The sequence below is a fragment of the Brevundimonas sp. MF30-B genome, from assembly GCF_004683885.1.
In the GTDB taxonomy this organism is placed as follows: Bacteria; Pseudomonadota; Alphaproteobacteria; order Caulobacterales; family Caulobacteraceae; genus Brevundimonas.
The window spans coordinates 2360661-2370305 of the sequence record NZ_CP038440.1; the positions used below are offsets into that span (position 1 = coordinate 2360661).

The window sequence follows — 9645 nt, forward strand, 5'->3', positions numbered from 1 at the left end:
TCGGTTGCGATGTCGGATCCCCGCATGGATCGCGCAACGCAGCGCCTTTTTTTCATTCTTCGGGGGTGCGGGATGTTCGAGTCCCTTCCATTTCTTGCCGCGACATATGTCGGTCAGCCGATCTGGCTCTGGATCGCCTTTCTGGCCTTCATCGGCTTTTTGCTGTGGATCGACCTTGGGGTCGTGAACAACAAGGACGGGGTCGTCTCGGCCAAGAAGTCTGCGGCGATGTGGGCGTCTTTCGCCTCGATCGCCGTCGCCTTCGGCGCCTATGTCTATTTCGTGTACGAGCCCGATCCGCGCTACTACATGAGCCCTGAAAATCTCAATCAGCAGGCGGTGCTTCAGTATTTCACCGGCTACCTGCTGGAAACGGCGCTGGCGTTCGACAACATCTTCGTCATCGGGATGATCTTCACCTTTTTCGCGGTCCCCCGTCACTATCAGCACCGCGTGCTGTTCTGGGGGATCATGGGGGCGATCGTCTTCCGGGCGATCTTCATCTCGCTCGGCGCCGCGATCGTGAACGAGTTCACCTGGGTACTCTTCATCTTCGCCGCCTTTCTGATCTTCACCGGCTGGAAGATGATTTTCGGCGGCGATCATGAGATGGATCTCAATCAGAACCCGGTCCTGAAATTCCTCAGGAAGCGGATGCGGATCACCGAAACCATCGACAACCACAACTTCTTTGTGAAACGGCCCGACCCCAAGGGCACGGGCCGGCTCGTCCTGTTCGCGACCCCCCTGTTCCTAGCCCTGGTCATGGTCGAGGTGGTTGACGTCATCTTCGCGGTTGATTCCGTGCCGGCGATCTTCGCGGTCACGAAAGATCCCTTCATCGTCTACACGTCCAACATCTTCGCGATCCTGGGCCTGCGGTCGATGTATTTCATGCTCGCTGAGGCCGTCGCCCGGTTCAAATATCTGAAGTACGGCCTGTCGATGGTGCTGGTGCTGATCGGGGTCAAGATCATCTGGAACTTCGGCCTCTACAAGGCCTGGAAGGACCTGACGGGCGAGGCCCTGGTGCCGTATCTCGAGCCCCAGTGGTCCCTGATCGCGACCCTCGCCCTGATCGGTGGCTCGATGCTCTACTCGTGGATCAAGACCCGCGACGCAGACGGTCGTCCCAACCGCCCGGCGCATTGAGGTAGCCCGTCGGGGTCGGGATCGTCCCGGCCCCGATAGAGCCGCGTCATGACGCCGATGGGCCCCGCTCCAGGGCGCGAAGAACCTCCTGCGCCAGCAACTCGGCCGGGCCACCCATGGCACGCGTGGACACCAGGGCGATCTCGCTGTCGCTAAGTGGCGGCAGGGGCTCGCGCAGAACGGTCAGGTCCCGCGGTGCCATGGCGGCCGGTAGGACCCCGACCCCAAGCCCGGCTCTCAGAGCCGCCATCTGGCCCGCGAGACTGGGCGAGGTGAAGGAGGCGCGAAACGCCAGGCCGGCCGCCTCCAGAGCCCCGAGCGCCCGCTTGCGATAGATGTCCGGCGCGGGAGCGATGATCAGGGGCAAGGGCGAGGCCTCGAGGATCGAGGGGGCCAACGCGACCCAGACCAGTGGCTCGCTCCAGACCCGGACACCCAGTTCAGGCCCGACCGGTTCACGCTTGATCAGGGCGAGATCGAGCAGCCCGCGCGACATCTGGTCGAGCAGGTTGGCCGTGTAATCGCACGTCACTGCCAGCTTGATGCGCGGATGGCTGCGCGCGAACGCACCTAGAATGCCCGGCAGATGCATGGTCGCGATGTCCTCAGGTGCGCCGAAGCGCACCTCGCCCTCGAGATCGCCGTCGCCCAGGGTCGCGACGATTTCGTCGTTCAGCCTCAGCAGGTGGCGCGCCTGTGGCAGCAGCCCGGCTCCCTCGGTGGTCAGTGCGAGATCCTTGCCGCCTCTCGCCAGAAGCGGGGAGCGCAACTGATCCTCCAGTCGGCGGATCTGCAGACTGATCGCGGGCTGCGTGCGTCCCAGCAGCGCCGCCGCCCGGGTGAAACTCCCGGTCTCCACCACGGTCACGAAAGCCCGCAGAAGGTCCAGGTCGAGGTTGACCAGTCGTGACGGCACCGCATGAGCCTTGGTTATGGGTCGCATAAGATCAATAAACTGGCGTGGTGAATTCGTCGAGGTCAGAGGAAGCGACCCTTGGAACCTTTCGAGTCCTCATGCCCGACCTCACCGCCAGTCTCGCACTGCTGACCTCCCCCGCGATCCTGTTCTTCTTTGTGGGCGCTCTTGCCGCTTTCGCGCGTTCGGACCTGGCGATCCCGGAGCCCATCGCCAAGGCCCTCTCGCTGTATCTGATGCTCTGCATCGGCTTCAAAGGCGGGGTCGAAGCGCGCGCGGCGGGGCTCGACGGCGACTTCTTGAGCGCCGCTGCGCTCGGCATTGGACTGAGCGCCCTGATGCCCCTTGCGGCACTGGCGGTGCTGCAACGCCTGCCTCGGCTTGACCGCGCGACAGCCTGCGCCCTGGCCGCGACGTACGGCTCTGTCTCGGTGGTCACCTTCGCGGCCGGACAGGATCACCTCGCCACGGTCGGTCTGCAGCCCGGCGGCTATATGGCGGCTGTCCTCGCGCTCATGGAGACGCCCGCGATCCTCACAGCCCTGATCCTGTTGAACGGAGCCGGGCGCGGAGAGCCGAGTCGTCGCCGAGCTGTGCTGCGCGAGGTCTTCGTCGGCGCCGCGACCGTCATGCTGCTGGGCAGTTTCGCGGTCGGTCTGATCTCTGGTGCGCCCGGCCTGGCCCGGCTCGACCTTTTCGTCGGACCGCTGTTCCAGGGAGCTCTGTGCTTCTTCCTGCTGGATATCGGACTGATCGCTGCCCGCAGGCTCATGGAGGGTGGGAGAAAGCTCAGCCCAGGAATCGTCGCCTTTGCCCTGGGCTTTCCACTCGTGTCGGCCGCCCTCGCCCTCGGGCTCTCGCGCCTGGCGGGTCTAGACGCGGGCGACGCCGCCTTGCTGACTATCCTGGCGGGATCGGCGTCCTATATCGCAGTTCCGGCCGCCATGCGCGTAGCCGCGCCGCAGGCGGACGCGGGCGTGTTCGTCACCGCCTCCCTGGCGATCACCTTCCCGTTCAATCTCACTGTCGGCATCGCGCTCTATACCGCCGCCGCGCTCTGGCTTTGGTAATCGCGAAGGCGGTTTGAGTCTCGGGGCTGCGAGCCCATGGAGCCAGCCTCAGAAGTTGACCGTCAAACCGACGAACGGCGCATGACCGACGCGGTCTTCGGCCCCGTCGCGGATGTCCTGCTGGCGAAGGTAGCCCAGACTCACGTCATAGCGGCCGTAACTCCGTTCGAAGCCGACAAAGGTTCTCAGGCCCGTCACGCCCTTCTGCCCGCCAGGCTCGGTGTTGCGAAGCGTGACGGCGACCTCGGCGTCCCCGGTGAGCGCCCATCCGTCCTCGCTGTCTGTCAGGGGAATCGTTGTCCCCACACGCTGTCGCAGCCTCACGCCCGTCTGAGGATCGACATCGACGAAACGTTGCTCTAGCCGCGTGCGGAACTCCAGCGGACCCCAATCGTAGCCGACCTGTTGCAGCAGCCGCACCTCCCGCTCGTCGGGACCGTTCCAGCGCTGCTCGACACCCACGCTCCATTGGCGGCCCGCGCCATCCTCCCGGTTCAGCCAGAGGCGCGCGAAGTAGGTGTCCTTCCGCGGGTCCTGGCGCAGTCGCTGGGCCGTCTCCAGCTCGACGGACGTCCGATCGTCGATCTGCTTGACGAACGCCGGGTTGAACCAGAGCTCGCCGTCCTCGTCCTGGGCGACGGCGGGAGCCGCCGCGGCCATAAGGCTGCCGATGGCAAGCAGGGTGACCTTGAGCGCATGCATCGTGATGTCCTGAAGAATCGAACAGCGGAGATTCGAAGAGACCGCCGTCGCTGGGAAGCGGTGGGGCCGGAGGGGTTTTCCCTCCGGCCCCTGACCTTAGAAGCGGTAGCTGACGCCCGCGCTGATGACCCACGGATCGAGAGCGTGCTCGGTCTGCAGGGCCGTGGTCGCGCCCGCCCGGAAGGTGGCGGTCGTGTCGACGAAGTAGCGTTTGGCGTCAACGCTGAAGCCGAGGCCCTGGTCGTTCAGAGGCATATCGAATCCGGCCTGCAGGACGAAGCCGAACTCGTCGGACAGGCCGACATCGGTCGCGCCCAGAGCGGCGGCGTCGGAACCCACCTCTTCGTTGAAGATGAAGAAGTGCGTCACGCCGGCGCCAACGTAGGGCTTGAAGCCGCCGTCCATGGCCCAGTGATATTTGGCCGTGACCGTCGCGGGCAGGATGATCGCGTCGTCGATCAGGGCGGCCCCTGCCAAGGCTCCTTCGCCCTCGACGTCATGCGGGGTGACGCAGCAGATGGTCTCGAGCGAAAAGGACGGATTGACGAAGTATTCGATCGCCACGGTAGGCACATAGGAGTTGGACGCGCTCACCTGCGAGCCGCCCGGCAGACCGATCGTGTCGGTGCGAACCTCGGTGATCTCGCCGTCCGGCAGCACCGCCGTGACGAACCCTTTTACCTGAAAGCGGCCGTTGGGGTCCTGGGCGGCGGCGGGAGCGGCAGAAACGAGAGCAAGCGCAGCGACGGCGGCGCCGACGGTGAACGACTTCATGGTGTCTCCGAAAAGGGAAGGGCAAAAGGAAGGGACCGGCCGCGCCAGGGACGCGCGGCCAGTCGAACGCGCCGTTAGTTCGGTGCGTAGGGGAGCGAGGAGTGATGGAGGACGATGCGCAGGCCGCCGTTGGGGTCGCGCACCCAGCCCCAGGTCTTGTCGACGGTGGTCACCTGTCCGTCGCTGTTGGTCAGCATGACGTTGCCGATCGAGATGGCGGTCGTGCCGTTGATGACGATGGCGGCGTTGTCGATCTCATACGAGCGCCAGCCTTTGAGCGCGAAGCCCGTGTCGCCGGCGAAGCGGCTGTTGCCGCCAACGAAGTAGGCCAGAGCACCTTCGCGGGTGGTGCGGAAGGTGGTGTCGCCCGAGGCGAGGGTCGGCTTGAAGGCCACCGGACCCAGATTGTAGCCGTAGGCGGCGTCCAGGACCTGGCCGGCGAGGCGGGCGGCGGCGGCCTGGCCGTTCGCCTTGTATTCGGTGGCGATGGCGACGAGGGCGTCGCCCCAGGCCCGCTGGGCGGCCTCGACCTCAGCCACGGTGATGGGGGCCGCCGACGGGGCGGCGGCGATGGTGGCGACCGCATAAGAGTCCATTGAGGAGGTCGCAGACACAGCGGCCGGTTGGGCAAAGGCGGAGCCGGCCGCTAGAAGCGCGGCCAGAGCGGTGAGGGTGAAGGTCTTGCGCATCGGAGCGTCCTTTCAGGAGCCGCGGGTGGCGGCGACGGATGAAAGGTGTCGACAGCCACGCTTGCGCACATCAGCCTCTTGGCAGGCCAGACGACCTAGGCCGTTCGGCATACGAAAGACCGTCGGATCTCGACTAGAACAACAGCCAGCCCCCGGAGATCTTTTCGCTTGTCCAATGACGTCATCCCGCTCGCCCTGGATCTCCGTTCGCTGTTTCGCGACTCGGAAGCCCGCGCGGCCCGCCTCAAGCTCCTGATCGAGGTCAGCCGGGATCTCGCCAATACCGACGCCGGCCGGCTCGACGAGGCCGTCGCTCGCGCCGCACAGAGGGCGGCGCTGTTTGCGGGATACGGGGTCGGTACCCTTCAGGAAAACCCGGAGCCATCAGACACCGAAGCTCTGGTGATCCCGCTGTCCGCCTTGGCCGAGCGAGGTCGGCCAGACGTGAGCCTCGTGTTTTCGACGCCGATGAACCCGAACGCGGTCACAACCCAGGAGGACGCCGACGCCTTGCGGTTGATGGTCGAAATGATCGAAGCGCGACTGACGGTGGACCTGCAGCGCCGCAAGGAAGCGGATTTGCTCGTGCGCCTCGAGCGGCGCGAAAAGGAACTGGAGCAGGTCCTCGCCCGTGTGGTCAATGCGCAGGAGGGCGAGAGGGCCGCCATTTCTGCAGACCTGCATGACGGCGTGGCCCAGCAGATCGCGGCGCTCCACCGCCGGCTGGAACTCGTCCATCTGGACATGGCTCCGATCGACGCTCGCGTCGCCAGGGAGGTTGAGCTGCTGATCGGCGTCGCCCGCCAAGCGGTAACTGACCTCAGGGGCGTGATCGCAGGTCTGCGTCCACTGAGCCTGGACGACCTCGGGGTCGCAGCGGCGCTCCGAGAGGAGGCGCGCCGGCTGCAGGCCTCCGGCCATCGCGTCGAGGTCTCAGAGCGGATCGGGGCGAGACTGCCGCCCTGGCTGGAGACCCTCCTCTTTCGGGTTGGCCAGGAAGCCTTCAACAACATCGCCAAACACGCCCCGGGCGCGACGGTGGCGCTCGATCTTGCGCTGCTGCCCGACCGGAGCGCCATCGTTCTGACGGTAGAAAACGTGGGAGGGCCTCTTTCGGAAGCCAGTGTCGAGTACGGTACACCGCGTTTCGGGCTCGAGATGATGAGGGAGCGTTTGCTCTCCGTGGCCGGGACGTTGGAAGCGGGTCCAACCCCGAACGGCTTCCTCATCCGCGCGCGCGTTCCCCTGGCGGGGGTCTGAAATGCGGGTTCTGATCGCCGACGACCACGAACTAACCCGCGCGGGGCTTCGAGCGGTTATCGACCGCGAGCCGGACCTTGAGGTTATCGATGAAGCGGCAACGGGCGAAGCCGCCGTGGATCGATGCGCCGCGGGTGACGTCGATGTCGCAATCCTCGACATCCGCTTCGGCTCCGGAATGACGGGTTTGGAGGCCGCGCGGCGGATCCTCGAACACGCCGGCACGCGTGTGCTTCTGCTGACCCTGCACGACACGGCGGAGTATGTGCGCAGCGCCCTGGCCGCCGGTGTGACCGGATATGTTCTGAAGGACGCCGGGCGCGAGGAGCTGCTCCACGCCATCCGGGCTGTGGGCGAGGGTCGCACGGCCCTGCCCAGCGCGCTCTTGCGTCTGGCCGTGTCGCCTGTCGCAGGGCCCAGCGACAGCGACCTGGCGCGGCTGACGCCCCGGGAGCGGGAAGTCCTCGCCCTCATCAAGGGAGGACTGACCAACAAGGCCATCGCGCGCGAACTCGGCATTCGACCGGGAACCGTCAAGGTTCATGTTGAAAAGGTCATCGCCAAGCTCGGGGTCACCGATCGGACACAGGCCGCCGTCTTCGCGGCCCGGATTCTGCCGTGACGGCCCCCTCGATCTGGACGAGAGGCGGTCGGGCCTGGGCCGACCTCGGGCTGGGGCTGAAGGGCCTGATCGTCGTCGCCCTGCCCCTGGCGATCCTGCTGGCCGGAATCGGGGCCCTGCACCTGTCCGCTCGCGCCGAAGCCGAGGCCGAGGCGCGGGTGCGTCTGACCTTCGCCATCCAGCGCGACATCCACGAAGTACACGCCCTTCTGGCCGAGGCGGCGAGTGGCGTGCGCGGCTATCGCCTGACCGGGCGCCGCGCCTTCCTGAAACCCTACATCAAGGCGGAGGCCCTTCTGCCCACCACGCTGGATCGCTTGCGCCGGACCGCGCGGGATCCTGAAATTCGCCGACGCCTCGCGCGTGTCGATGGCCTCGTGGTGCTCAAGCGCGACGGGCTCGCCCAACTCGCCTCCATGCCCGACGCGGGGACCGCGATCGGGGTGGAGACGCCGGCTGTGACCCGAGCGCTGATCGCCAACAAGGCGGTGCTTGATGCGCTTCGGGCCGAGATCGAGGCCATGCAACGTCGTGAGGTCGAGCTGCTTGCGGAACGTCAGGCCCGTGCTGACGCGGAGCGCAGACGGACCTGGACTCTGACGGCTGTCCTCGCGGGGATCGGTTTGTTGGGAGGATTGGCCGCGGCTCAGTTGCTGTTCACGGGGATCGTTCGCCGCGTGAGGAGCCTGGAGCGTGACGCCGAGCGGCTGGAGCGCGGCGTCCCCTTGAGCTTGGTCGACGAGGCCCAAGACGAGATCGGCAGACTGGCCCGCAGACTGGTCCAGGCCGGCGACCTGCTGCGGTCGCGCGAGGCTGCGCTCCGCGAAGGCGAGGAACGCTACCGCCGCGTGATCGAAGGCGTTCGCGACTATGGAATCTTCGCCCTGGACATCGACGGCCGGGTCGTCAGTTGGAACACCGGAGCAGAGCGCATCAAGGGTTGGACGGCCGAGGAGATCCTCGGTCGCCATTTCTCGAGTTTCTACCCCCCCGAGGCCCGTGAGGAGACCCCCGCCCGGTTGCTGGAAGTCGCGAGCCGCGACGGCCGGGTCGAGGACGAAGGCTGGCGGGTGCGCCGTGACGGCGGGCGCTTTTGGGCCAATGTCGTCATCACCGCCCTGCGCGATGAGGACGGAACCTTGACCGGCTTCTCGAAGGTCACGCGCGACATCACCGAGCGACGCCGCGCCGAGGAGGCCCTGGGCCACGCCCGGGCGGAGGCAGAACGGGCCAGCCGGGCCAAGAGCGAGTTCCTGTCGCGAATGAGCCATGAGCTGCGCACGCCTCTGACCGCCATCCTGGGGTTCAACCAGTTGCTGGGCATGGACGGCGAGGCCCTGACGGAGGACCAACGCCATGCCGTGGATCAGATAGCCAAAGCCGGCGGGCACCTGCTGGCCATGATCGAGGAGGTGCTCGACATCGCCCGGATCGAGGCCGGGGGGCATGCTCTGACGCTCGAGGCAGTCACCCTGGGCCCCGTCCTGGACGACGTCCGCAGCCTGATAAGCCCCCAGGCCCAGGCCGCGGGCGTAGACGTCCGCATAGAGGGCCAAAAAGGCGGTGTCGCCCGGATCGATCGCCGAGCAACCGTACAGATTCTCCTCAACCTACTGTCCAACGCCGTGAAATACGGACCGGCCGGAGGCACCGTCACTGTCAGCGTTTTAGATGAACCCGACCGCCTTCGTGTGGAGGTGGTTGATGAGGGCCCAGGCGTTCCGGACGCCCTCATCGCGCGGCTGTTCACGCCCTTTGATCGCCTCGACGCCGAGCGCTGGAGCGGGGCGGAAGGGTCGGGTTTGGGGCTCGCACTCTCGCGCGGGCTGGCCCAGGCCCAGGGGGGCGACGTGGTTTATCGTCCTCGCGGAGATCGGTCCGGCGCGGCGTTCACCTTGGACCTGATCAACGCTTCAGCTTTGACCGGAGACGCCGAATGAGGATTGTGCCTGATGATGCCGCGCTGAAGTCGGGGCGGATCCTGGCCGTCGATGACGAGGCGGCCAATCTAAGTCTGGTCGACCGGGCCTTTCGGCGAGAGGGGTTCAGCAACCTTGCGACCTTCCTGGACGCCAGGGACGCCTTGGCCGATTTCGCCAAGACCCCACCGGACCTCGTCTTGCTGGATCTGATGATGCCGGGCTTCGACGGCTACGAACTTCTCGAGAGTTTTCGTCGCCTGACCGCAGAGACGGACTATCTGCCGATCCTCGTGCTGACAGCGGATTCGACGATGAACGCAAGGTTGCGTGCGCTATCACTTGGAGCAAACGACGTTCTGCTGAAGCCCTATGATGTGGCTGAACTGCTCATGCGGAGCTGGGTACTTCTCGACACGCGACGCAGATTCAAAACGGTGACTGTTGCTGTCGTGAAAGCTGGGCATTCAGAATACAGCTGAACGGATTGGTCGCTAGCAGGCTTTCGCGCCGAAAAGCGGACGTTCGGAACTTCGGCAAT

General features: G+C 66.0%; 10 protein-coding genes. 6 read left to right on the forward strand and 4 right to left on the reverse strand.

The features are described 5' to 3' along the window. Positions 1-72 precede the first annotated feature (72 nt). The gene (locus E4M01_RS11950; RefSeq protein WP_135063860.1) at positions 73-1152 is read left to right on the forward strand and encodes a TerC family protein; all 1080 of its coding nucleotides are present in this window, start codon (positions 73-75) and stop codon (positions 1150-1152) included. 46 nt (positions 1153-1198) lie between these two features. Here the strand turns inward: E4M01_RS11950 and E4M01_RS11955 are convergent, their stop codons facing one another. Beyond that, on the reverse strand, positions 1199-2068 hold the full coding sequence (locus E4M01_RS11955) for a LysR substrate-binding domain-containing protein (RefSeq protein ID WP_167765383.1): 870 nt from the start codon (positions 2066-2068) through the stop codon (positions 1199-1201). A 98-nt stretch (positions 2069-2166) separates the two neighbouring features. Between E4M01_RS11955 and E4M01_RS11960 the strand changes: the two genes are divergently transcribed. Beyond that, the gene (locus E4M01_RS11960; RefSeq protein ID WP_135063866.1) at positions 2167-3138 is read left to right on the forward strand and encodes a sodium-dependent bicarbonate transport family permease; all 972 of its coding nucleotides are present in this window, start codon (positions 2167-2169) and stop codon (positions 3136-3138) included. A gap of 48 nt (positions 3139-3186) precedes the next feature. On the opposite strand, the gene E4M01_RS11965 is transcribed toward E4M01_RS11960, so the two are convergent. From E4M01_RS11965 to E4M01_RS11975, 3 genes are all read right to left on the reverse strand, one after another. Then, a complete protein-coding gene (locus E4M01_RS11965) occupies positions 3187-3840 on the reverse strand; it encodes a DUF2490 domain-containing protein (protein ID WP_135063871.1) in 654 nt (217 codons plus the stop codon). Positions 3841-3936: 96 nt separating this feature from the next. Continuing rightward, positions 3937-4614, reverse strand: coding sequence for an OmpW family protein (locus E4M01_RS11970; protein WP_135063874.1), 678 nt, complete (start codon positions 4612-4614; stop codon positions 3937-3939). A gap of 74 nt (positions 4615-4688) precedes the next feature. Further along, positions 4689-5303, reverse strand: a complete 615-nt coding sequence (locus E4M01_RS11975) for a phosphoribosyl-AMP cyclohydrolase (RefSeq protein WP_135063877.1) — start codon at positions 5301-5303, stop codon at positions 4689-4691. Positions 5304-5471: 168 nt separating this feature from the next. On the opposite strand from E4M01_RS11975, the gene E4M01_RS11980 reads away from it, so the two are divergent. Genes E4M01_RS11980 through E4M01_RS11995 form a run of 4 tightly spaced genes read left to right on the forward strand, consistent with a single transcriptional unit; the run spans position 5472 to position 9586 of the window. After that, positions 5472-6563, forward strand: coding sequence for a sensor histidine kinase (locus E4M01_RS11980; RefSeq protein WP_135063880.1), 1092 nt, complete (start codon positions 5472-5474; stop codon positions 6561-6563). Position 6564: 1 nt separating this feature from the next. Continuing rightward, entirely contained in the window at positions 6565-7185 is a 621-nt protein-coding gene (locus E4M01_RS11985) for a response regulator transcription factor (RefSeq protein ID WP_135063883.1), read from the forward strand. Beyond that, complete coding sequence (locus E4M01_RS11990) at positions 7182-9125, forward strand: PAS domain S-box protein (RefSeq protein ID WP_209316040.1); 1944 nt, start codon at positions 7182-7184, stop codon at positions 9123-9125. The genes E4M01_RS11985 and E4M01_RS11990 overlap by 4 nt, the downstream gene beginning before the upstream one ends. Beyond that, positions 9122-9586: a response regulator gene (locus tag E4M01_RS11995; protein WP_135063886.1), complete on the forward strand. Its 465-nt coding sequence runs from the start codon at positions 9122-9124 to the stop codon at positions 9584-9586. The genes E4M01_RS11990 and E4M01_RS11995 overlap by 4 nt, the downstream gene beginning before the upstream one ends. The last annotated feature ends 59 nt before the right edge of the window (positions 9587-9645 follow it).

Bases quoted from the DNA above. Each gene is read 5' to 3' on its own strand.
- E4M01_RS11950 (WP_135063860.1), top strand. From the start codon at position 73: ATGTTCGAGTCCCTTCCATTTCTTGCCGCGACATATGTCGGTCAGCCG.
- E4M01_RS11970 (WP_135063874.1), bottom strand. From the start codon at position 4,614: ATGAAGTCGTTCACCGTCGGCGCCGCCGTCGCTGCGCTTGCTCTCGTT.
- E4M01_RS11985 (WP_135063883.1), top strand. From the start codon at position 6,565: ATGCGGGTTCTGATCGCCGACGACCACGAACTAACCCGCGCGGGGCTT.
- E4M01_RS11965 (WP_135063871.1), bottom strand. From the start codon at position 3,840: ATGCATGCGCTCAAGGTCACCCTGCTTGCCATCGGCAGCCTTATGGCC.
- E4M01_RS11975 (WP_135063877.1), bottom strand. From the start codon at position 5,303: ATGCGCAAGACCTTCACCCTCACCGCTCTGGCCGCGCTTCTAGCGGCC.
- E4M01_RS11995 (WP_135063886.1), top strand. From the start codon at position 9,122: ATGAGGATTGTGCCTGATGATGCCGCGCTGAAGTCGGGGCGGATCCTG.
- E4M01_RS11960 (WP_135063866.1), top strand. From the start codon at position 2,167: ATGCCCGACCTCACCGCCAGTCTCGCACTGCTGACCTCCCCCGCGATC.